This is a genomic window from Bacillus litorisediminis (genome assembly GCF_022808645.1).
Classification (GTDB): Bacteria; Bacillota; Bacilli; order Bacillales; family JC228; genus Bacillus_BF; species Bacillus_BF litorisediminis.
In genome coordinates, this window is record NZ_JAKZKT010000033.1 from 21,428 (window position 1) to 45,040 (window position 23,613).

The following is a 23,613-nucleotide window of genomic DNA, read 5'->3' on the forward strand; positions in this document are numbered from 1 at the left end:
AGATAGAAGGTGAATCTCTATGTTAGAGGATTTAAAGAAATTGGTGTGTAAGGCCAACAAGTCATTAAAAGAGTTGAATCTCGTAAAATGGACGAGTGGCAATGTGAGCTATCGGGACCCAGAAAGTAATAAAGTGATTATTAAGCCAAGCGGCGTTCATTTTGATGAATTAAAACCAGAGGATATGGTTGTTGTTGATTTGGATGGAAATATTATAGAAGGTCATTTAAAACCATCCGTTGACACAGCGAGTCATTTATATGTCTATCGAAATCGAGACGATATTCATAGTGTTGTTCATACTCATTCACCATTTGCAACTAGTTTTGCGATTCGGGGCAAGGATATTCCATCCTACACAACAACCGCTGCCAATATGTTTAAAGATTATGTCCCATGTTCGGATTTTGCAGCTATAGGCGAAGAAGAAATAGGGAAACAAATTGTGGACCTTATTGGAACATCACCTGCAGTGCTGCTCCGAAATCATGGAGTTTTCACAGTGGGGACAGATGTGGAACAAGCATTAAAGGCAGCTGTCATATTAGAGGAGACAGCAGAGTATGCCCATTATGCCACTTTGCATGAGCCAGACATTATGCCTCTGAGCAAGGATATTATTGCACAATGCAATCATTTTTATAAAACATCATATGGTCAAACTGAAAAGAAAACCAAACTATTTAATAAAGGGTGAAGATCATGAAAAAATTATTAATTATGTGTGGAACAGGTATTGCAACATCAACGGTCGTAACTGGAAAAGTGAAAACATGGCTGGCGGAAAATGGTTTAGAAAATCAAGTGCAATTATACCAGTCAAAAATAAGTGAAGAGCTAAGCCGAATTGATGATTATGATATTGTGGTTTCAACAACACTTGTACCAGAAAATATTAAGAGCAAAGTCATTGATGGCGTACCTCTGTTAACTGGAATCGGTAAAGAGGAAATGTTTGAAAAGATTAAACAACAAATTCTCGCTTAACTAGTCTAAGAGCTTGCAGCCACAATTAAACATTTGTGTCTGCAGGCTTTTTTGCGGGAACAGAAGATGGATCATAATGTACCTATTTTTAAGATGCCCATTAAAAAAGTAAGCGGGAAGCCACAAGGACTTAGGGTTAGTGGACTTATTTTATAATAATGCTTTAGGCTTAACATAGTGAGACTTTATTTTTTCGAACCTTTTCATTATTGCTATAATAAAAAGAGATAAACTCACGAGGTGAATCCATGTTAAGCTGGGAAGAAAGAAGACAATTAGTGAAGACGGCTAATTTATACTATATTGAAGGTCTGACACAGGAACAGATTGCCAAAAAAGTGGGTGTGTCGAGACCTATTATATCTAAGCAGCTTCAAAAGGCAAAGGAATATGGAATTGTGGAAATCTTTATTAAAGATGAGAGCTTACATACAGTAGAACTTGAAAAGCAACTAAGTGACAGATTTAACTTAAAAGATGCAGTTGTGGTACCGACAGCCAGCTCATCATCAGAGTTAAGCAAAAAGGCTGTTGGCCAAGCAGCTGCACACTATGTTTCAAAAAAATTAAAGAATGTAAAAAAAGTTGGAATCAGCTGGGGAACTACATTAGCTCAATTTGTTAAGGAATATCCTTATGAAAGAAATGAAAAAATAAAGATAGTTCCTTTAGTCGGAGGGATGGGCAGCCAGGAAGTTGATATCCATGCTAATCAGTTAGCCTATGAATTAGCCAAAAAAATGCATGGATCTTGTTCCTATTTATATGTTCCTGCCGTGATTGAATCTGAAGAATTAAAAGATCGCTTAGTAAATATGACCGACGTGAAAGATGTTTTGGATGAGGCCAAAACAGTTGATATCGCCCTAGTTGGAATTGGTAATCCCTATCAGGAAAACTCAATATTAAAGGCGGTAGGATATCTGAAGGAAAAAGATATCGAAGAGTTTCGAAAAGTTGGAGCTGTAGGCGATATATCCTCACGTTTTATTGACGCAAATGGCCAGCCCATTCATCATAAAATAAATGAAAAGGTCATCGGTATCACCCTTGATGAACTAAAAAAGATTAAAACGGTAATTGGAGTCGTCGAGGGTATAGGCAAAAAAGAAAGTATTCTAGGGGCGCTTAAAGGAAATTACTTAGATGTCCTTATTATCGATGAACCCACAGCAACTGCCATTTTAAACTTATAAAATTTTTCTGAATTGCCCAAAATTTCGGTGGAGTCTTTGCGCTGTTTTGTGTATAATATAATAATTACAAATGTCACTTCTTATTACAAATGGAAAAAATAGCGAAGTTGAAATACTTTCCTGTTTTACTGAAATAGTAAGTTTAATCTTTTACAAGTTTGAATATTAGTAAGGAGTGAATGTCATGAAACAAACAAAAATGGAGGCAAGTCTTTATTGTTTACGCTGTAAAGACGAGACACCGCATACCATAGTCTATATTAATAATGAAATCACGAGTGTTTGCTGCGATGATTGTAAACGCACGGTCAGTATACAAGTCGATATCATGAAAGAATTTTATAAAGAAATATATGAGCGTATTTTTACAAAGCCTTCCCGAATCACGAAAGAATATAAGGAAGATCTCAGCTATTTTCTCACAAGACTGCCATTTCGTGTCGCTAGTAAACCATATCGGTTGATACGTGACCTTAATGAGTCACGAAAAATTATTAAACAATACCGCAATAAAAAGAAAAGTGTGTAGGGCGTCATCTGCGATTAAGCATGATGCCCTTTTTTTATGGGTGAATGCATTTCCTTGAAATGTCATTCGTGTGGGATACCTAAACGATGAGGATCGGCACATAACTGTTGGGAATGGCACGTAAACGACGGAGAGCGGCACATAACCGTTGGGATCGGCACATACCCGTCGGGGAATGGAGCATAACCGTCGGGGAACGGCACATACCCGTGGGGAGCGGCACATACCCGTCGGGGAATGACACATACCCGTAGGGGAGTGGCACATACCCGACGAGGATCGGCACATACCCGACGAGGCACGGCACATACCCGGCGAGAAGTGGCACATACCCGCCGGGGAGCGGCACATACCCGCCGGGAACGGCACATACCCGACGGGAACGGCACATACCCGACGAGAGCAGCACATACCCGCCGAGGAACGGCACATACCCGCCGGGAACGGCACATACCCGTCGAGAGTGGCACATACCCGAAGAGGAACGGCACATACCCGACGAAGAGCGGCACATACCCGCCGAGGAACGGCACATACCCGCCGGGAACGGCACATACCCGACGAGAAGTGGCACATACCCGCCGAGGAACGGCACATACCCGCCGAGGAACGGCACATACCCGCCGGGAACGGCACATACCCGACGGGGAATGGCACATAAACAACGAGGAACGGCACATACCCGACGAGGAACGGCACATACCCGACGGGGAAGTGGCACATACCCGCCGAGGAACGGCACATACCCGCCGAGGAACGGCACATACCCGAGAGCAGCACATACCCGACGAGGAACGGCACATACCCGCCGCGAAGTGGCACATACCCGGCGCGAAGTGGCACATACCCGGCGCGAAGTGGCACATACCCGACGAGAAGTGGCACATACCCGACGGGGAATGGCACATAACCGATGAGGAACGGCACATACCCGCCGAGGAACGGCACATACCCGCCGGGAACGGCACATACCCGGCGCGAAGTGGCACATACCCGGCGAGGAATGGCACATACCCGTGGGGAGCGGCACATACCCGACGGGAACGGCACATACCCGACGGGGAATGGCACATACCCGCCGGGAACGGCACATACCCGACGGGGAATGGCACATACCCGACGGGGAATGGCACATACCCGACGGGGAATGGCACATAACCGATGAGGAACGGGACATACCCGCCGGGAACGGCACATACCCGACGGGAGCGGCACATACCCGACGAAGAGCGGCACATACCCGACGAGGATCGGCACATACCCGCCGAGGAACGGCACATACCCGACGAGGAACGGCACATACCCGTGGGGGAGTGGCACATACCCGCCGAGGAACGGCACATACCCGCCGAGAAGTGGCACATACCCGTGGGGAGCGGCACATACCCGACGGGGAAGTGGCACATACCCGCCGAGGAACGGCACATACCCGCCGAGAGTGGCACATACCCGAAGAGGAACGGCACATACCCGGCGCGAAGTGGCACATACCCGGCGCGAAGTGGCACATACCCGGCGAGGAGTGGCACATAAACGACGAGAAGTAGCACATACCCGAAGAGGAACGGCACATACCCGCCGGGAACGGCACATACCCGGCGCGAAGTGGCACATACCCGGCGAGGAATGGCACATACCCGCCGAGGAACGGCACATACCCGACGAAGAACGGTACATAACCGCCGGGGAATGGCACATAACCGCCGAGGAGCGGCACATAACATCATACACAAGGTATACCACACGATGCGATTTTTCCAACTTCCCCCAATTCAATTAATTATTTGCCCCAGGCCTAGCCACAAAAAACCTCCGGCCATTAAACACATTCACTCCAGGCAGGGTCTCAATCTTTCCATTTATAATTCTAATATTTTTATTTTTAGGATACCTGATTTCTTCTCGATCCTTCCTTGCAACAAAGACCTCATTATTTTTACTCTCTACTTCAATCTTTGTTTCATAGCCTTTTTCTTTAAACCAGCGTTCTGCATCGACAAAGAGGGCATCTGTTGTTTCATCTAAATTTACTTCCAAATAGTCAGCCATAACTTTAGCCAAGTCTATGTTGTCTAAAAGACCAGCTGGTTTACCCGGGCCGAAAGCATAAAGGAAAACATCCTCACCTGTATGGCCATGAGTTGTAAATCCAATATGTGCCCGTTTTGCTAAAAATTGAGCAAGAAGAGCTTTCACATCATTTTCATGCCTGGCAGCTTCAAGCAGGTCAAGTTCTTCCCTTTGCAAATCCTTGAGACCGTAATAGGATGCTACCTCTATGAGATTGGAATGATCCTTTTTTAAAAAAGAAACAGCGCCTTCGACTGAAAGCTTCGCTTGTTTCAATGGTTTGATGAATTTGGCAGGAGGAGAAATTGCATAATCCGTATCAGTGCCCCAGTCTCCGATTGAAAATCCGCTATTTCCGTGATCGGCGACGGCAATGACAAGTGTCTTTCCGTCTGCTTTTGCGAAATCCAGTGCTTTTTTTACTGCCTCATCAAAAGCAAGGACCTCACTGATCATCCCCACGGGGTCATTTAAATGGGCAGCCCAGTCGACTTTACTGCCTTCGACCATGAGGAAAAATCCTTTTTTCTGTTGAGATAAGGTCTGGATTGCTTTTTCGGTCATTTCTGCAAGTGAAGGCTGTTTCAGCCCCAGTGTTTTCCGGTCAATATCATATGCCATAGCCCTGTTTGCAAACGCACCCCAGATCTTCTGGCCAGAAGCTGCGGCTAATTGTTTATTTGTTTCAGCCAACGAATAATGTTTCTTCTTTAACACATGAAGCAGATTTTCTCCATCGTTACGGCTGTCTTCATCATCTCCGGGCAAGAGGGAGACTTTCCCTCCGCCCATTACAACATCAAGCTCTTGATACACCTGCTGCTCGGCGATATCTGTATACATTTCACGGTGTAAAACATGGGCAGAGAATCCGGCAGGGGTTGCATGCTGAACGGGAGCGGTTGCAACTAGGCCTGTTGCATAGCCATTTCTTTTAGCTGCTTCTAAAATAGAGGCCTTCGGAATAATATCCTTTGGTTTGGCCGCTTCATCTGAGGCATAAAGCGGGACCATCCCGATTTTATCAACAATGGTTTTATGCCCAGTTGCGATGGCTGTGGCTGCTGCTGCGCTATCGGTAATCACAGAACGGAGAGAATAAGTCCGAACCCCGCCAGCAACCATTTCGTCAAGAGCAAGACTGCTTCCTTTATACCAACGGGACAGAGTAACCGCACTTGAATTAGTCCCGTCCATAATCATCATGATGACGTTTTTGTAAGGGGATTGTTGTGCAAAAGTAGGTTGGTTATATAAGAAGATAAGGATTATTGAAAGAAATAGAAGTTTCACTTGCTTCAAATGGTCTTCCTCCCTTTTAGAAAAACTTTCCTATTTGTAATGTGTGGAAGAAGAAACTAGGTTATTCAAAAATTTTATCAAAAATTGTAAATTATACTCGAAATTGGAATGATTTCCCTATATACTATTAGACATGGGCATTACTAAGTTTTTAAACTAGTTGACCAAAAAAGTAAAAAAATAGCTATATAGGATTATACAGTTAATGCTTCCAGTATGATAGAATGTAGAAAAAAGTCGAAAGGAGATGTATTATGCGCAGGGTACGGCAAAGTTTGACAGCAGGCCTCCTTTGTCTATTAATATCAGGATCTATTGCATCAGGATTTGCCTATGGCATGGAGGGAGAAGATCCTGACGCTGCTTCTCAAGAACCCTCACAACCAGTTGATCAAACGGAAGAAAGTATTGGAACTGACGCTGAGGAACAGTCCATTCAAACGTTAAGCACTTCCTACCAAACTGAATTACCAAATGAAGCCATGCTTACATACATAGCATCCATTAATACGAATCAGTTTACGGATGTGGGAACTACTCACCGGGCAAAAGATGAAATCTATTATTTAGCCTCAGGCGGAATTATTTACGGGACTTCATCTACTAAATTCTCCCCAGATCGAAACGTTACCCGTGGCGAAGCAGCTGCTATGATTGGACGCATGTTGTCATTTAATGGGACAAAGAGGGCAACTGAGTTTACGGATGTAGGGGCTGGAAACTTTGCTTCCGGGTATATTCAGGAAGCTGCCGACAGAGGGATTATAAGCGGCTATAAAGATGGATCATTTAAGCCTGATCAGCCCGTAACTCGCGGGGAAATGGCCTTTTTGATCAACAAGGCTTTAAAATTTGGAGCAACCAGTATTTCTGGAGCAGCCTCGTTACTTATGAAGAAAGGAATTGCTCAAGGGCTTCCGGATGGCACTTTTGGCCAAAACTTACATATCATTCGAGCAGACTTTTCTGTGTTTTTAGCTCGCAGTATTTTAGCGGATTTACGAATTAATCCAGACGAGACATTTGATCAACCAGCGTTTATCACTGCAACTGATTTAAACGTAAGAACAGGTCCGGGAGTAAAATTCCCAAGAGTTGCACTATTGCAGCCGCGAGAGGTTAGAAGTGCCTATCAAATTGGTGAATGGCATTATATTACCTGGGCAGAAGGAAAAACAGGTTTTGTCCACGGAGATTATCTGTCAAATACAGCGGTTGACGACATAACCAAAATCTTACAAGAAACTCTTATCATTGTAGACCCGGGACATGGTTACACGGATCCAGGGGCAACAGGTTTTGGGACTCATGAAAAAGATGTAGTTCTTGATGTAGCAACTAGATTAAAAGGATATATCCAACAAACACCGTTACAAGTATCGTTAACACGAGAATCAGATCGTTCCCTTTCATTAGAAGATAGAGTTCGCTTTGCTAAAGAACAGGGCGGGGATATATTTGTAAGTATTCATACCAATGCCTACAACGGTGAGGCTAACGGTACAGAAACGTACTATTATCGAACTGCTTCCACAAACCCATACTCCTCCGAAAGCAGAGCGTTAGCCATCTATATTCAAAATCGGGTAATTGAGGCGTGGGGTTTGTATGATCGTGGCGTAAAACATGGTAACTTTCACGTGCTGCGTGAAAATACGATGCCAGCCGTATTAGTCGAACTTGGATTTATTGATAATAGCGGCGATTATCAAAAAATCAGTTCGCCAGAAGAAAGGCAAAAAGCGGCAAAAGCAATTTTCTTTGGAATACTAGATTACTATTATCATTATGAAGGTTTGGATATTGAATTCTTATATACCCAAATGAATGGTTCTCCATCTCAAAGACTTCATTAATGAGCAACAAAAAAAGGAACTGGTATAAAGCTAGTTCCTTTTTTAAATCATGCTCCGATCTTAATCATGATCCATACTTTTTGCGTTCAAGACTTTAAACAATGAGGGGAAAATTATGTTAAAAAAAGGTTCACTCCGTTTGATGATATTCTTGCTCATCTTTGTATCTGTAACCGGAACTGGAATGGCAGAAAGTGAAGAACCGCAGGAATATATTATTCAATTTCAGGATGACATTCCTGCAAAGGTTTTAAATGAACTAGGGTTTGAAACGATGTATACATACTCATCCATTGATTCCGTTGCAGTTAAGGGGAATTCAACCCAACTTGCGCTATTAAACAATCAAACTAACATTTTATCAGTAACCGAAAATAGACCTGTGCAGGCATCACTGACACCACAGACCGTTTCTTGGGGATATGAGCCAATTGATGCCCCGCAAATGGCTGATGCCGGCCTGACTGGGAATGGCGTAAAGGTAGCGATTTTAGACACGGGGATTGATACCGATCATCCTGATTTAAAAGTCGCTGGCGGAGTGTGTGTTGCCGAAAGTTGTCCGGCTGGTTTTGATGATAATAATGGCCATGGTACGCATATTGCTGGAATCATTGCTGCACAAGATAATGAGATTGGAGTATTGGGTATTGCCCCTAATGTTGAGCTTTACGCCATTAAGTCTTTAGATAAAAATGGAGATGGGTCGACAGCAACAATCATTGCTGGAATTGAATGGGCGATTCAAAACAAAATGGACATTATTAACTTAAGTGTTACAACTACTGCGAATGATTCAGCCTTGCAGCGGATTCTTGACCGGGCCTATCAGCAAGGAATTCTATTAGTTGGTTCAGGCGGAAATAATGGAACAGCAGCAGGAACTGAGAATAATGTCATGTATCCGGCTAAATATCCGACCGTGATTGCAGTAAGCAGCGTGGATGAAGAGTTAAAGAGAGTTTCAACTTCAGCGACAGGATATGAAATTGAAATTGCAGCTCCAGGAGACGAAATCTTAAGTACATTTCCAAGTGATGTCTTAATTAATGGAAGTCAAAGTAATGGGTATGCTGTCATGAGCGGAACTTCTATGGCTGCTCCTTTTGTTACAGGCATGCTTGCGCTTTATAAAGAAAAGGAACCTGCTAAGACCAATGCAGAACTTCGTACGCTTCTTCAACAAAATGCTTTGGATTTAGGTGTTGCCGGAAAAGACAATTTATATGGGTATGGATTAGTGCAAGGACTTAGTGAGCTTACCGATTCAGATGGTAACCAAGTTGCTGTGACATCAGTAGCGAATGGAAAAGTTCAGATGGAAATTACAGCTAATGAATTGGTACAAACTGTTTCGATTTCAAGAGGTACAAAACCGGTAAAAAGTTTAGCGGAAGGTACCTTTACGGACTATGTGCTAGCGGGCCAATATCAATATCTGTTTAATTTTCATTATGCAGATGGAAGTAAGGTCACCGTACCAGTTAAAGTAGATGTACCTGCACCAAAATTTAGTGATCTTTCCATGAATCAATGGTTTGCTCCACATATTGTATATCTATACGAAAATAGTATTTTAGCAGGAACCACCACAACAACCATGGAGCCAGATGCTGCAATTACAAGAGCAATGGCAGTTGCGATCATTGGACGAGCTATTGGCCTTGAAGGCGAAAAACGTTCTACTCATTTTTCTGATGTAGGAATAAATAATTTTGCCTCAGGTTATATTCAATCAGCCTATGAAAAAGGAATTCTCGTTGGATTTCCAGATGGGACCTTTAGACCAGGCCAAGAAGTAACGCGGGCTGAAATGGCTATGTTAATCGCAAAGGCTTACCAATTAGAAGATGCGACACCTGTTGCATTTCCTGATGTAAACCAAAGGGTTTCAGGTTACGAAGCTATATATAAAATCGCCAATGCCAATATAACTTCTGGTTATTTAGATGGAGAATTTAAGCCATATGAACCAATGAAACGATCTACTTTCTCAGTATTTATTGCCAGAGCCCAAAATCCGCTATTTATAGATAACGAATAAGAGGGAATGAGAGTTGCTTTTTTAAATAAAGCAGCTCTCATTTTTTTTCGACAGAATGCGAGGCGTTACTGGTAAGTCGAAAATCCTACTATTTAAAAACTTAGTAATCTATTTGTAATAGAATCGTAACGAAAATTGTCGAAAAAATCTGGTAAACTTGGAATATCATAATAGATCGAAAAACGAAATAAATTGTCTAAATTAATGAGGTGCCAACATGTTTCGACGAAAATACATACTAACAATTCTTACAATATCCATTCTCATGTTACTAGGAATGAATGCCCATGCTTCCGGAAGTCCGACGAATGAACAGGTTGTCAACACGGCTAAGGAGTTTGTAGGTGTTCCGTATCGATTTGGAGGTAACACACCTAGCGGCTTTGATTGTTCTGGTTTTATCCTTTATGTTTTTAATCAGTTTGACATCGAACTCCCTAGAACCTCAGCAGAGCAATTTGAGAAGGGTACATACGTTGAGAAAAGCAAGCTGAAGCCAGGCGACCTCGTTTTCTTTAAAAATACATACAAGCCGGGTATTTCCCATGCGGGAATTTACGTAGGAGACAATAAGTTTATTAGTGCAACTTCTTCAAAAGGAGTACAAATTGTCTCACTCAGCAATTCATACTGGGGACCTCGCTATGCAGGCGCAAAAAGACTTTCAAGTGTTACATATGACGGATTTATCGACTTATCAGCAGATCATGCTGCATACACGGCTATCATGACTCTATATAAAAACAATATAATCAGCGGATTCAGTAATAATGAATTTAAACCACAAGATCCTGTAACTCGCGGACAGGCAGCTGCGATACTAAATAGAGTTCTTGGACTAAAAGCTACCAACTTGAATTCTTTTAAAGATGTAAATGCGAATACAAGCTTTGCACGAGATATTGCAGCCATTAAATCTACGGGAATTATCAGCGGATTCCCTGATGGGACTTTTAGGCCGAATGCTTACCTGACTAGAGCACAAATGGCTGTCATCATTGACCGTGCTTTTGAAATTGAATCGAATAAAGTATCCAAAGCCAGTATCGGCTTTAACGACGTAGGTGCAAATTATTGGGCGTATAATTCAATTATGAAACTATCAAGTATTGATAAAACTTCCCTCTTCACCGGTTCTAAATTTAGAGCTAATGACAGAGCAACAAGAGCTGATTTTTCAGCAGCTATCTATAACGTTAAATATTAATGAAATAATAGGGACGGTTCTCCTGTTTCCAACAAACAGGAGAACCGTCCCTTTGTTATCTCAAAAATTTTGCACACAAAAAATAACCATTTAATTGGACCGTTTAGAGACACATCCATTTTATCTCCTCTCTTTCCCCATCTTTCTACAGTTTCCCATAATCTAAAGGTCCCATAATTTTGTACATTGTTTCGATTGGTGTCGTTATTGGGAGTATAAATCTAAGTTCAAAGGATATCCTCCGCGTAAAAAAGAAACTTATTTTTATAGAAATGCAGAGGGGGGACAAATTTTTCACAAGCTCAAATAATATGAAAAGGGGATGTAATATTTTGCGAAACCATGTCATGCGTAAGTTTTCTCAAGTTGTTTCGGTACTGCTCATTCTCTCAATAATCTTACCGACTATTGATCCATCATTTGCAGCTGCTCAAGCAGGGGATGCACAGTGGGTTGAGCTTCAAGAAGAAAATGGCGATTTTGAGAATGAATCTGCTTCACAACCCGATGAACAATCATCTGGTGTACAACTAGACTTACAGAATCCGGGCTTTGAAGAAGCTTCAGTGGACGGAATGATTCCAAACTGGGAGTTCTATCCGCCACAGCCTGGTGAAGGAACCTCTATTTCTCTCAGCCAGGATATTGTTTATGAAGGGGAACAAAGTGTAAAAATCACAGATGGATCAAGTGGAAAATCAGTCGGGTTGTACAGTGAAGCCATCCAAGTTAAACCTAATAAAGTCTACACCGTTTCGGGTAAGGCCTATATCAATTCCGGCGGGATTAGTGTCTACATAAAATATTACAATAGCTCGGGAAAAGAAGTGGGCAGTTATCCAAGGGGATATAATTCACCTACTAATCAATGGATCGATGTCATCACCGAAGGTAAAGCACCACCTGATGCGGTGTCTGCCAAAATATTCTTATATGCAGGAGTAGCTGGGATTAGTACAGCCTATTACGATGATTTTACATTATCGTTGAAGGAACAGTTGGAACTGCCATTTGAATTTGGAAAACCGATTAATTATGGCCCAGCCGCTTTAGCAGCGAAAATACAAGGTGCTGCAATTGGAGATGGTGAGCTATATTTTGCGACGAATGGTTCACCGGGTACGTTTTATGCGAATGATGCCGAAACGGGAGAAGTCATTTTTTCACAATCTGTCCCTGGAATTGATGCGGTTTGGGGATTCACAATTGGAGCTGATGGTAATGTATATTTTTCCGGCACCTATGATGGCATCTTATACCGTTATGTTGTAAGCGAACAAAGACTGGAGCAAGTGGGCAAAAACCCTTCTGATGAGTGGGTCTGGGAATTGGAAGCATCTAATGACGGAAAAATTTACGGAGCTACTTATCCAAATGCGAAAGTATTTGAATACGATATCGAAGCGGATGAATTCAGAGACCTAGGTTCCATCCACCCTGGACAACAATATGCACGAGGATTGGGTGTAACAGATGAACACCTTTATGTCGGTATCGGAACTACCGCCTATTTATATCAAATCAACCGGGAAACAGGGGAAAAGCGGGAAATTACCCTGCCAATTACGGGTAAGGAAACGTCCGTTTCGAATATTTGGGAATATGGTAATCAGCTATTTGTCGCCTATGGAACCTCTATGATTATCATGGATGTAAATACTGGTGAAGTATTAAAAGAAATGAACTGGCAGGATCAAAATACATTTGATGGTTTAATTTCATCACCTTCTCCATATGACAATAGTCTGATTTACTTCAGGAATAAAAATACAGGTGAATTATGGACCTATGACTTAGATACGAACGAAACCCAGCCAGTTGAACCGCGCATCCAACTGCCTTCAGAGGTTAAAAACTACAAGTGGATAACGAATCAGGATGGCTCAAAAGTTCTTGGGATTCTTCATCATCATATTGAGTATTCCATTTATAACCCAGAAACCAATACGTTAGAAGTGAGCTATCCAAAGGCTGACATGCAGGGGCTTGCGATCCAGAGTTTAGAAATAGGCGAAGATGATAACGTCTATATGGGCGGATATCAAGGATCAATGGGTGTGTTTGACGCTTCTGCTGAAAAATATATTTTACACGAAAGAAATCCTCATCAAATTGAAGGTATCGGTTTTCTAAATGGAAAGGTGTATATGGGAATCTATGGCGGAGCTCTTATATATAAGTATGATCCGAATGAGCCGTACCATTATACAAATGGAGGACCAGGCAACAACCCGGAAATGGTCTATGATATCGGGGACGAACAAAGCAGACCGTTTACGTTTACATCAGGGGAAAATAAATTATTTATCGGCACCATTCCGGATTACGGCAGGCTTGGCGGAGCATTAACCATCTTTGATTCTCAAACGAACGAATGGAAAAGTATCCGCCATATAGTGCCTGACCAAAGTATTATTGGCTTAGCTTACTTGGAAGGTATGGTGTATGGCGGAACATCTATTTTTGGCGGACTTGGGGTTGAACCGACCGAACAATCAGCGAAAATGTTTGCTTTTGATGCCGCAACAGAACAATATGAAGTCTTTGACCTAGGAATCGAAAGTTTTCAGCCGGAAATGATCGGTGAATTATCAATCGGTCCCGATCAAAATCTTTGGGGGATTGCATATGGCTATATGGATGGAACCATCACGTCAGTGGTCTTTGCAATGAACCCTGAAACGAAAGAAATCCTGAAATCTGCTGAACTCTATCCGGGTGTTCAAAGGGGAAGCCAATGGCGTCCATTCTTTATGAGATGGAGTGACGAAGGCTTATTATACACCACTGTTGGCAGAAGGCTGACCGTGATTGATCCCGAAACGATGATGAGCCAGCAACTCATAGGCGATACCGTTAATTTAATGGACCTTGATAGTGAGGGTAACATTTATTATGCGATTGGAGAAAATTTATTTAAATTACCAGTTCCAATGGAAAACGCAAATGTTTCTATCGAAAATAATACCGTTATTCAAGGAACTGAAACGAATCTAGAACTGACAGTAACCCTTGTAAATGGAAAAACGGCTGATTTAGCAGGTGCCGAGATAGAATGGATTAATTCTAATTCACAGGCTGCCGATATTGTAAGTGGAAAGCTTATTGCAAAAAATGCCGGCAGTACCGAAATCCTTGCAAAAGTAACTTATAACGGAGAAACCATTCAATCCAATACACTCACAGTAACCGTTGAAGTTACAACCTCATCCCTGATAACTCAGATTGAAGAGTTGGAAGCTGCAGGAAATATAGAAGCATCAACATCTCAGCAATTAGTAAACCAATTAAAACAAGCTCAACATCAATTTGAAAATGGCGACATAAGCCAAGCTATCAAACAGTTGCAAGACTTTGTCAAGCTTCTGGAAAACAGCAATGAAAATGAAGAGATCAAAACCTTGTTAACAAACAATGCAAAAGCTATTGAAGATTCTTTTCGTGACAACAATAAATAGATTAAAACAAAGGGACGGTTCTTCTGTTTCGGTGAAACAGAAGAACCGTCCCTTGTTTCACCTTGTTTCAAAAACTTGTCCGAATTTGTCATACGAAATTTTAGAAAAATTTTACTGATAATGAAACTTTTTCATATATTATAAAGTCATATATTTTAGTTAAATTTTTGGGAGGTGGGAGCTTTTATTGATTTTTTATTCTATCAAAAGAAGTAGTTTTACGAAAAAATTGTAAGGGGGATCATATGCGAAAAACAAAGAAAGCACTTAGCATTACATTTGCGGCAGGGCTTGTTTTTTCAACGTTAGCTGCCGGAGCAAGCGCACAGACGACAGGAGAAGAAGCCTATAAGGCACACATCTCCTCAGTTGTAGAAAAAAATCCATTATTAAAACAAACACAAAATAATAAAACAGAAAAACCAACCATAAGTGCAGATACTCTTATAATCAAATATACTTCACCGCTCACATCAAGTCAGAACCAAAAAGCGAAAGCAACTATGGTTCAGAACATAAAAGAATTGCAATATGCGGTTGTACGGGTTCAAAACAAAGACCAATTGGATCGGGTCATTAATCAATATTTAAGCTATGACAATGTAATTTCCGTAAAACCAAGCGTTTATTTTACTCCATTTGCAGCCAATGCCGATCCGAAAGCAGCTGACCAATACCATTTAAACATGCTGCAAATTGCAAAAGCACATAGCTTAGCCGGAAAAAATAAAGTAAAGGTTGCTGTTATCGACCAAGGGATAGATAAAGACCATCCGGAACTTAAAAATAAGCTGGGCGCCGGCTATAACATGGTTGAACCTCTAAACCAGCCTTGGGCCGATTTCCATGGTACACATGTTGCAGGTATCATTGGGGCTGAAAAAGGAAATGGGGCTGGCGGATATGGGATCAATCCAAATGTTGAAATCATTCCAATTGACGTTTTTAACCGTCAATGGGGTGCAACAGACTATGATATTGCTGAAGGAATTTTACAGGCAGTCAAAAGTGGTGCCAAAGTTATTAATATGAGTTTAGGATCTACTATGGAATCACCACTTATTGAAGACGCTCTAAAACAAGCTGCTAAGAAGAATGTAGTCGTTGTTGCAGCTGCAGGAAACTTTGGAGATGACGTAAAGAGCTATCCTGCTGCCTATGAGGGAGTTATCTCTGTAGGAGCAATCAATGACAAAAAAGAACTGGCTGAATTTTCTTCGTACGGCCCATCTGTTGATTTGGTGGCACCGGGAGAAGCTGTTTATGCCCCGCTTTACGATTACGAAAAAGGATCTACATACGCGAAGCTGGACGGGACATCCATGGCCTCTCCAGTTGTAGCAGGGGTAGCGTCATTACTTTTATCGAAATACCCTAATTTAACACCATTACAAGTAGAATATATTTTAGAAAAAACAGCAACAGATTTAGGAGATAAAGGCTTTGATGTCAAATATGCGAATGGACTCGTTAATCCAGTCGCTGCCCTGCAATTTGATACCAAAAAAATTCCAGCTTTATCTTATTCAAACTTTGGTAAGGAAGAAATCTTAAAACGCGCAGTTAAGATTGATCCAAAAACGAAAAAGACCCATGAAGGCAACTTTGTTAAGCCGTATGAGCAAAAATGGTATCAGTTTAAAGCTGCAGAAGGGGAATACATTCAATTAAAGCTGTCTGGTTCAGCTAATTACGACTATGCCTTAAATGTTCATGTTTTCGGGGAAAAAGATTCGGTTGAATATGAAGTAAACATGGCAGCAGAGAATCAAGCTGAAGGAAAGCTAATAAAGGTACCATTCTCTGGAACTGTAGCTGTAGCTGTAGTGGATGCAAATGGGAATTATGATGACTCTGGTCAAAAACGCTCCCATTACGCATTAGATGTTGAAGTTACAAGTGAAATTCCTGAAACAGTCTCAACTATTGCAGAGCCTGTTGTGATTGAATCATTGCCGTATAGTGGAGAAGATACTTTTGTATCCCCAGATTTTAAAGAACCAGCGGAAGACTATTACAAAATTCAAGTAGATGAGCAACAAGTCATTCGCGTTGAACTAAGCGGAGTTCCTGGGGTTAACTCAGCCATAGAAGCCTACTTTGCGGATCAATTCATGATGGAAGATATAAATGGAATGCCAGAAACTGAAAAGGCAGAAGCTGAACAACCTGAAGGCAAACCAGAGGAGCCTCCAGTTTATCCATTTATGGTTGCTAATAATAAAGGGTACAGTGAAGGCGAAGTTTTAACTTTTGAAGCAATGCCGGGCCAAACGTACATTATTAAGGTAACGAACAACAACTCAAACTACTTTGGTATGTACGACTACTATTTAGATCCAAGTATGGGGACTGAAGAAAAGGAGCAAGATTTTTCATTAATTCCTTATTATTTGGATATACAAGGTAAGGTATTACCGCCTGATGAAGACGGTTTTCCGTTTGAAATGATGCCTGAGGAAATCGCTGAAGAGCAAGCTGCTTTAGAATCTCAAAAGGCTTCAATCGCAGCAGTAGTAGATTCTTATTACTCCCCAGAAGAGGATTATGTCACACAAATCGAAAATGCGGCGTTACCATATGAATTTGGGACAGAGGCGTCAGGCTATCTGCAATTGATGGGTGATGAGGATTGGTTCGCCTTTGAGGCACCGGTAACCGGAGTATATCAATTTGGATTAATCAGTTCACCTGAATCCTATCCAATGATGGAAATTTATGAGATTGCTACAGAAAAAACGCCAGATGGTGTAGAACATCGGTATTTAAACTGGCTGGGAAGCAATATCTCGTGGGATTCTTACGGAGTGGGAGTAAAGAAAGATCTGAATACTGCTCTTCGTAAAGGAAAGAAATATGTATTGAAATTAAATGAAAATTACTATGAAGGTACAGGAATTTCATTTAACCCGTATGCATTTACATCAAAGGTGCTACTAGAAAATCATGAAGATCAATATGAAGATAATAATGAAACAACGAAGGTAAAGGATCTTCCTGGTACAACGGTTAAAGGAAATTTCGGAACAACCAGTGACAGAGATGTATTCTATTACAAATCGACCAAGGATGCACTTTATGGAGTCACCATGAAGCGAGGTACATTAAGTGATACGTTGAAGAAATTGCCTGAAGAACTGGTTTCTCCGTTCTATAGCTTTGTAACATTTATAGAAGATACAAATAATAATAGAACATTAGATGAAGATGAATGGGCAAAGGCTCAGTACATTGATTCGGCCAGTACCGATGGAATAACTTCTGGTTCTATTGCAGCGAAAAAAGGGAGAAACTATTTTGTCCTATTAGAGGGTTATGCGGATGGACCAAACTCATTTACACTCTGGCCATACGAATTTAAACTTCAAGAGCAAAATCGAAAAGATGAAGATGCTGGTTCAGTGGTAAAAGGCAATGTACCTTCAAAGCCGCTTGCTCTTAAGAAAACAACTTCAAGACTTTATACTGCAAAAGGCTATTTAAATGCAGGAGTTAAAAACGGGGATGCAGATTGGTATAAAGTTGTGGTTCCTCATTCTTCGACAGTAAAGTTCAGACTAAGTGCCTCATACGAAGTAGATTCTGTTGTAGAAGTGTACCAGAACGGAAAGCTTATTCACTCAGCCGATGAATACGCTTGGGGAGATGACGAAGTCTTCTTCTTATCTTTGAAACCAGGAACCTACCATGTAAAAGTAAGAGACGCCAACAACAACGCAGCCCTAACACCTTATGAATTAAATGTCTATTTCACTAATTAAATTAGCGTAAGAAGCGGCCTTTATAGGCCGCTTCTTATTTGATGAAACAAGGGGACGGTTCTTCTGTTTCGCGAAACAGAAGAACCGTCCCCTTGTTTCCAAATAAAATATGAATTTCAAAAAATAACCATCTAAAAGACTATTTAGTTTTACAGGTTAAGTTTGGTAGAATAGTAGAGATAGTTTTACAAAAAATCTAATGATTCGACACAGGGGGTTGAAAAGTTTGAAGAAAGCGTTAGCGGCTATTGCCACATTTATGTTGGTTTTGAGCCTTTTCTCTTTACCTACTAAACAAGCAATGGCAGCGGAAGATGACATTACTGGCCATCGTTTAGAAACCGAAATGCGTCATCTGATTGAGTTAGGCGTTCTTGCGGGCTATGGAAATAATATTTACAAGCCAAATCAAACCATTACAAGAGCTGAATTTGCAAACTATGTTTATAGAGCATTGAACTTACCAGCAGGGGAGCATAAGTTTCCTGATGTAAGCCCAAGTTCTTCATTAGCCGCAGGTATTAATGCAGCTGCAGCAGCAGGGCTTGTTCAAGGCGGAAGTGACGGTAAATTTAGACCGAATGATTTGATTACACGCGAACAAATGGCAGTTATGATTGATAAGGCATTAGCATACTTACAAATGGAAGTAGAAGAAGCTCCGCTGCCATTTACAGATAATGATCAAATTCAGTCATCTACTTTTGCGTTAGCCATCATGCATAATGTGCATTTAGAGATTATTAGAGGCTTTGACGATAATACCTTTAAACCAAAGCAAAATGCAACTAGAGCAGAAGCAGCGGCTTTTATCTCCAGATTAATCAGGAAATATGAGGAGCAACAAGGCGGTACTGCTCCAGAAGTCTATAAGGTTGGTACCATTAACTCTGATGGAACCATCTCCTACGGGTCCCAATCTTACAGTACATATAATGCAGCTGCAGCAGCTGTATCTTCTCCTGCTGCACAGGTTATTTCGCTGGGAGAAAAAATTGTAAAAATGCCATCAGGTATTGCCATTACTCAGCCAAATCCTGATAACCAAGCTATTTTTTATTCTCAGCCAGTTTTTACAAATGCGAATATTATGTTCGGTGTAGAACTGTATAGAGAATTAGAATATATTGAATCGAATGATCAGTATGTTAAGGTTCGTGTTGCTGATTCAGTAGGATATGTCAAACATTCAGCAGTAAAGCTTGTTCCTGCTCAGCAAAAAACGAATAGATCTTATTATCAGGTAGATGCCTCTGGCGATTTAATTCATCTTGAATATAGCTATTCTGCCAATGCATATCATACTGGATATGCGGTTGGTCCAGCTCCTGACTTTTTAGGAACAGGCAAGAAATATTACAGCTGGAATGGGCACGACTTTTATGCAGAAAATGGAACAAAGGTAGGAACAGCCTACAATTACTTCCAGTACCTGCCGATCAGAACAGCCACAAGCTATACTGCAGAAGAATTAGATCGATTCATTGCTCAAAAGTACCAAGAGCTAGGAGTCCAAAATGGATTACTCACGGGCAAGGGTGCTTTCCTAAAGCAAGTGGAACAACAATATCGAATTAACGCTATGTTTATATTAGCCTTGGCTGGTCATGAAAGCAGATACGGTACAAGCGCGTACGCTATTGAAAGAAATAACTTATTCGGAATTGAAGCGTTTGATAGTGATCCAAATCGAGCTAAATATTTTGATAGTGTAGAAGATTGTATTATTGCATTAGCACAAAATTATATGAACTCACGATATGTGAGTCCTAATGTTTCCTATGATAACGGAGCGGTTGCCGGAAACAAAACAGTAGGTGTCAACGTCCGCTATGCCTCTGATCCATACTGGGGCTTAAAGGTCGCACGTCACATGTACGGCATCGACAAGGCTCTGGGCGGTAAAGAACTAGGAAAATATGAAATTGGAATGACGAATACAAATGGATTGAATATCAGGACTCAACCTACAACTTCATCTTCAATTGTTTTCACCTATGATAAACCAGGCTATCCAGTTGTGATTTTGGAATCTGTTACTCAGCCAGATGGATCTGTCTGGTATAAAATCATTTCCGATAAGCTTGATACAAAAGAGGCCTACGTGTATTCAATTTATGTCAATAAGCTCAATACGGTTAATCAGTAATGAAAAATCCCTTAGACAGTTTTCTGCCTAAGGGATTTTCATATTCGATCAATTAGCTTTCCTTCTTTTTCTTCTCACCATTTGCATTAAGCTATTAAATCCTTCTCTGTAAAGGAAGTAGAGTCCTGCGACATAGAGTATGACACCTAATGGCACATAAATCATCAGTTCAAGCAAGGAGTAGAGCGGGTCGAGCAGACCGGTTTGCTGCAGGCCGTATAAGGGCAAAACCATAACGAATGTTGGCAAGGTTCCTCGAATTAATAGGGCTGCCAGCTTTTTGCCTTCTCCCTTATCAAACTCACGATACACAACTAACGTAGAAACGGTTAAGAAATAAATCGAAACAAGTGAACTGGATAGAGCAAGAGCCGGATAGCCAAATCGATCAACCAGCAAGAAGTTTAAAATAATGTTTAATACAATTGTCGTCACACTTATCCGGAATACTACGGCTGTTTTCCCCTTAGCATACATAGATTTTGACACGATGTATTGCAGACCTTGAGTCAAAATCATTGGCAAGTATAACAATAAAGCAATATAAGCTCCCTGTGTATCATCGGCTGTATAAGCCCCCCGCTGATAAATGAACTCAAGCAGCGGATAACCAACGACTAATAATCCTCCAGTAATCGGTAAAAGCGTTAGCCAGGTCAGGCGCATTCCATCATAAAAGGTTTGCTGAAACCCTTTTTGATCATCTACTCTTTCAGAGAGCAGCGTAAAAATAATCGTCGCAATGGTTGTACCATAAATAGCACTCGGAATACTAATGACAAGGGAAGCGTTATTTAAATAAGTAACGGCGCCTGAGATGGTTCCAGATGCAAAGATATTATTGACAAACATATTAACCTGTCCGACCACTGAGTTTAAAAGAGCCGGTATGATTAATACGATAAAAGTCTTCCGGAATGTTTGATCCAGCTTCATCTGCGGCTTCCAGTAAAACTCTCTTTTTCGTAAGTAGATGAACTGTATGATCACACCACAGACGGTACCGAATAAAAATCCATAGGCTAAACTGTAAATGCCCCATTGCTCAGAGAAAAGAATGGCAAAGACAGCACTCATTAAGGTGGCTAACAGTTTAGAAATATGAGTTGGAACAAAGGTGCGCCGCGACTGTAAATAAGATTCTAAAATTCCGCTTAATGCGATAGCAGCCATCCCGAAGAAAAAGAGGCGGGTCATATTGACTGCTACTTCTTCAGCAACAGATGTCATGTTGCCGTATATGAAAGGCACAATGTCATCTGCCCAAATTCCAAGAGGTACAGATAAAACCAGGAAAATGACGACGGTTATATTCATTAATGCATTCGCATTGCGCTCCGTTTCAACTGGTTTTTCCTTCTTTTCCTTCATATATAGCGGGAGAAACACATTGTTAAACCCGACAGATATCATGGCAACTACTAATGTAATAAACGTAAAGGCAAGCTTATAGCCGTCAGTGTAGTCACTTGCACCAAACTGATGAGCTACGATACCTTCCCGTAAAAAACCCGATAGCTTCAAAACAATCGCTAACAGGGTGATCCAAATGGCAGCCTTCTTCAGATTTGCCATCGCCGTCACCTTCTTTAATATTAATGAAAAAAGGGGGCCAGACCCCCAATGGCTTTAAACGTTTAAAGCATTTTTATAAATCTCTTCATATTTTTTAGCTGCAGCCAGGTGAGAATACTCACGCTCAATTTTAGCACGGGCCTTTTGAGCTAGCTCTTGGCCAAGTTCAGGGTTGTTGAGCAGCGCTACAATGGCTTCAGCCAGTTGTTCAACATTTTTTTCTTCAACTAAAAGACCGTCTTCTCTGTGATTGACGATTTCTTTTAGTCCTCCTACTGCACACGCTACTAATGGAGAGCCCGATCCCATTGCTTCCAGAGCAGAAATCGATGTAGCTTCCTCAACACCCGCAGAGTGTACGCTTGGTACTAACACAACATCGGACAGTGCATAGTACTCTTTCACTGTATCATGAGGAACCGCACCTAATAAGGTAACATGCTGTTCAAGACCTTCTCTTGCCACGATGCTTTGAATTTCACTCATGGCTTCACCGCTGCCGGCATAAATCAATTGAGTATCAGGGTGTGCTTTCAAAACAGCAGGTAACGCAAGTGCCGGATATATAACTCCATTTTTCTTCGTCAAACGGCGAGGAACAAATAAAACCTTCTTATTTAAATCAATTCCGTATTTCTTTCGGTACTCATCTCGTTTAGCTTGATCAGGCTTAAACTGATGAATATCAATAAAGTTCCGAATGGCTGTAGCTTCTACACCAGAAACTTCTTTAACGTATTCTTTTAAGCGCTGGTCCACCGTAATGATGGCCCGGGTTCCTTTATAGGAACGAACTTCAACTTCCTTCATATAATCAGCTTCAGGGCTGTGTTCATCCATTGATCCTTTACTGACCGATTCAAACGTCATATAGCCGTGCACAGTGGAAACGGTAGGAATTCCTGTTTCTAGTGCTGCTAATGTTGTAAAAGGATCCTGTGCATTAATCAAGTCATATTGCTTTTCTTTATTTTTATTAATCAGCCCTTGAAGCAGGCGCTTTCTGACATTATGACTCCAGACAATGCCTTTGCCTTTTTTGATTTTATTCAATACAAAGGATGGCCCTTGTGCATAAAGCTTTCGAACGGGTGAAGGGATATCCGAAAACGATAAAACATCCACCTCATGGCCAAGTGACTCAAGTCCAGCCTTTAGCGTTGTCACATGAGTGGAGAGACCTCCCGCATGAGGATAATCATATGCCGTCGCAATTAATATTTTCATGAGTATTACCTCCTTGGGTAGGGGATTTGTCTAATTTTTTAACTAAACCCCTTAAAATAAGCGAACTCAGTGCCGGTTAAACGAACTTAGAGTCAGATAATCAAACTCAGGGCATCGTTAACCGAACTTAGATCTCAAATAACTGAACTCAGCACTAGGAAAACGAACTTAGAGCTCACATAACCGCATTCAAATGCTGATAACCGAACTCAGCACACGGATTAACGAACTCAAAACCCGATAACAGAACTG

At 41.3% G+C, this 23,613-nt stretch carries 14 protein-coding genes and 1 pseudogene; 12 read left to right on the forward strand and 3 right to left on the reverse strand.

What is annotated here, in order from left to right:
- The first annotated feature begins 19 nt into the window (after window positions 1–19).
- From MLE14_RS15835 to MLE14_RS15855, 5 genes are all read left to right on the forward strand, one after another.
- Window positions 20–697 carry an L-ribulose-5-phosphate 4-epimerase gene (locus tag MLE14_RS15835; protein WP_243299389.1) on the forward strand — a complete coding sequence of 226 codons (678 nt, stop codon included), beginning with the start codon at window positions 20–22 and terminating at the stop codon, window positions 695–697.
- Window positions 698–702: 5 nt separating this feature from the next.
- Window positions 703–987: a PTS sugar transporter subunit IIB gene (locus tag MLE14_RS15840; protein ID WP_279326165.1), complete on the forward strand. Its 285-nt coding sequence runs from the start codon at window positions 703–705 to the stop codon at window positions 985–987.
- Between the two features lie 248 nt (window positions 988–1,235).
- Window positions 1,236–2,183: a sugar-binding transcriptional regulator gene (locus MLE14_RS15845; RefSeq protein WP_243299390.1), complete on the forward strand. Its 948-nt coding sequence runs from the start codon at window positions 1,236–1,238 to the stop codon at window positions 2,181–2,183.
- 184 nt (window positions 2,184–2,367) lie between these two features.
- A complete protein-coding gene (locus tag MLE14_RS15850; protein ID WP_243299391.1) occupies window positions 2,368–2,712 on the forward strand; it encodes a bh protein in 345 nt (114 codons plus the stop codon).
- A 1,161-nt stretch (window positions 2,713–3,873) separates the two neighbouring features.
- Window positions 3,874–4,245: a hypothetical protein gene (locus MLE14_RS15855; protein ID WP_243299392.1), complete on the forward strand. Its 372-nt coding sequence runs from the start codon at window positions 3,874–3,876 to the stop codon at window positions 4,243–4,245.
- A 243-nt stretch (window positions 4,246–4,488) separates the two neighbouring features.
- Here MLE14_RS15855 and MLE14_RS15860 read toward each other — a convergent pair whose 3' ends face one another.
- Window positions 4,489–6,075 (reverse strand): alkaline phosphatase, encoded by a 1,587-nt coding sequence (locus MLE14_RS15860; protein WP_243299407.1) that lies wholly within the window; start codon window positions 6,073–6,075, stop codon window positions 4,489–4,491.
- Window positions 6,076–6,338: 263 nt separating this feature from the next.
- Here MLE14_RS15860 and MLE14_RS15865 point away from each other — a divergent pair, with 263 nt between their 5' ends.
- The 7 genes and pseudogenes from MLE14_RS15865 to MLE14_RS15890 all read left to right on the forward strand — a co-directional run bounded on the left by MLE14_RS15865 (window position 6,339) and on the right by MLE14_RS15890 (window position 20,559).
- Window positions 6,339–7,940 (forward strand): N-acetylmuramoyl-L-alanine amidase, encoded by a 1,602-nt coding sequence (locus MLE14_RS15865; protein ID WP_243299393.1) that lies wholly within the window; start codon window positions 6,339–6,341, stop codon window positions 7,938–7,940.
- Between the two features lie 115 nt (window positions 7,941–8,055).
- Window positions 8,056–9,984: a S8 family peptidase gene (locus tag MLE14_RS15870; protein WP_243299394.1), complete on the forward strand. Its 1,929-nt coding sequence runs from the start codon at window positions 8,056–8,058 to the stop codon at window positions 9,982–9,984.
- 328 nt (window positions 9,985–10,312) lie between these two features.
- Window positions 10,313–10,397: pseudogene (locus MLE14_RS22765) on the forward strand (NlpC/P60 family protein); the annotation flags it as partial.
- On the forward strand, window positions 10,385–11,191 hold the full coding sequence (locus tag MLE14_RS15875) for a C40 family peptidase (protein WP_390629023.1): 807 nt from the start codon (window positions 10,385–10,387) through the stop codon (window positions 11,189–11,191). The pseudogene MLE14_RS22765 and the gene MLE14_RS15875, both read left to right, overlap by 13 nt.
- Window positions 11,192–11,523: 332 nt before the next feature.
- Window positions 11,524–14,649 carry an FIMAH domain-containing protein gene (locus MLE14_RS15880; RefSeq protein ID WP_243299396.1) on the forward strand — a complete coding sequence of 1,042 codons (3,126 nt, stop codon included), beginning with the start codon at window positions 11,524–11,526 and terminating at the stop codon, window positions 14,647–14,649.
- Between the two features lie 245 nt (window positions 14,650–14,894).
- Window positions 14,895–18,410 (forward strand): S8 family serine peptidase, encoded by a 3,516-nt coding sequence (locus tag MLE14_RS15885; RefSeq protein ID WP_243299397.1) that lies wholly within the window; start codon window positions 14,895–14,897, stop codon window positions 18,408–18,410.
- A 226-nt stretch (window positions 18,411–18,636) separates the two neighbouring features.
- A complete protein-coding gene (locus tag MLE14_RS15890) occupies window positions 18,637–20,559 on the forward strand; it encodes an S-layer homology domain-containing protein (protein WP_243299398.1) in 1,923 nt (640 codons plus the stop codon).
- Between the two features lie 48 nt (window positions 20,560–20,607).
- Here MLE14_RS15890 and murJ read toward each other — a convergent pair whose 3' ends face one another.
- Window positions 20,608–22,134 carry a murein biosynthesis integral membrane protein MurJ gene (gene murJ, locus MLE14_RS15895; protein ID WP_243299399.1) on the reverse strand — a complete coding sequence of 509 codons (1,527 nt, stop codon included), beginning with the start codon at window positions 22,132–22,134 and terminating at the stop codon, window positions 20,608–20,610.
- Between the two features lie 54 nt (window positions 22,135–22,188).
- A complete protein-coding gene (locus MLE14_RS15900; RefSeq protein ID WP_243299400.1) occupies window positions 22,189–23,361 on the reverse strand; it encodes a glycosyltransferase family 4 protein in 1,173 nt (390 codons plus the stop codon).
- Window positions 23,362–23,613: the final 252 nt, after the last annotated feature.

What these genes read in the sequence shown, in the direction of transcription:
- MLE14_RS15870 (WP_243299394.1), top strand. Translation starts at nt 8,056, where the DNA reads ATGTTAAAAAAAGGTTCACTCCGTTTGATGATATTCTTGCTCATCTTT.
- MLE14_RS15900 (WP_243299400.1), bottom strand. Translation starts at nt 23,361, where the DNA reads ATGAAAATATTAATTGCGACGGCATATGATTATCCTCATGCGGGAGGT.
- MLE14_RS15885 (WP_243299397.1), top strand. Translation starts at nt 14,895, where the DNA reads ATGCGAAAAACAAAGAAAGCACTTAGCATTACATTTGCGGCAGGGCTT.
- MLE14_RS15845 (WP_243299390.1), top strand. Translation starts at nt 1,236, where the DNA reads ATGTTAAGCTGGGAAGAAAGAAGACAATTAGTGAAGACGGCTAATTTA.
- MLE14_RS15850 (WP_243299391.1), top strand. Translation starts at nt 2,368, where the DNA reads ATGAAACAAACAAAAATGGAGGCAAGTCTTTATTGTTTACGCTGTAAA.
- murJ (WP_243299399.1), bottom strand. Translation starts at nt 22,134, where the DNA reads ATGGCAAATCTGAAGAAGGCTGCCATTTGGATCACCCTGTTAGCGATT.
- MLE14_RS15865 (WP_243299393.1), top strand. Translation starts at nt 6,339, where the DNA reads ATGCGCAGGGTACGGCAAAGTTTGACAGCAGGCCTCCTTTGTCTATTA.
- MLE14_RS15840 (WP_279326165.1), top strand. Translation starts at nt 703, where the DNA reads ATGAAAAAATTATTAATTATGTGTGGAACAGGTATTGCAACATCAACG.
- MLE14_RS15835 (WP_243299389.1), top strand. Translation starts at nt 20, where the DNA reads ATGTTAGAGGATTTAAAGAAATTGGTGTGTAAGGCCAACAAGTCATTA.
- MLE14_RS15855 (WP_243299392.1), top strand. Translation starts at nt 3,874, where the DNA reads ATGAGGAACGGGACATACCCGCCGGGAACGGCACATACCCGACGGGAG.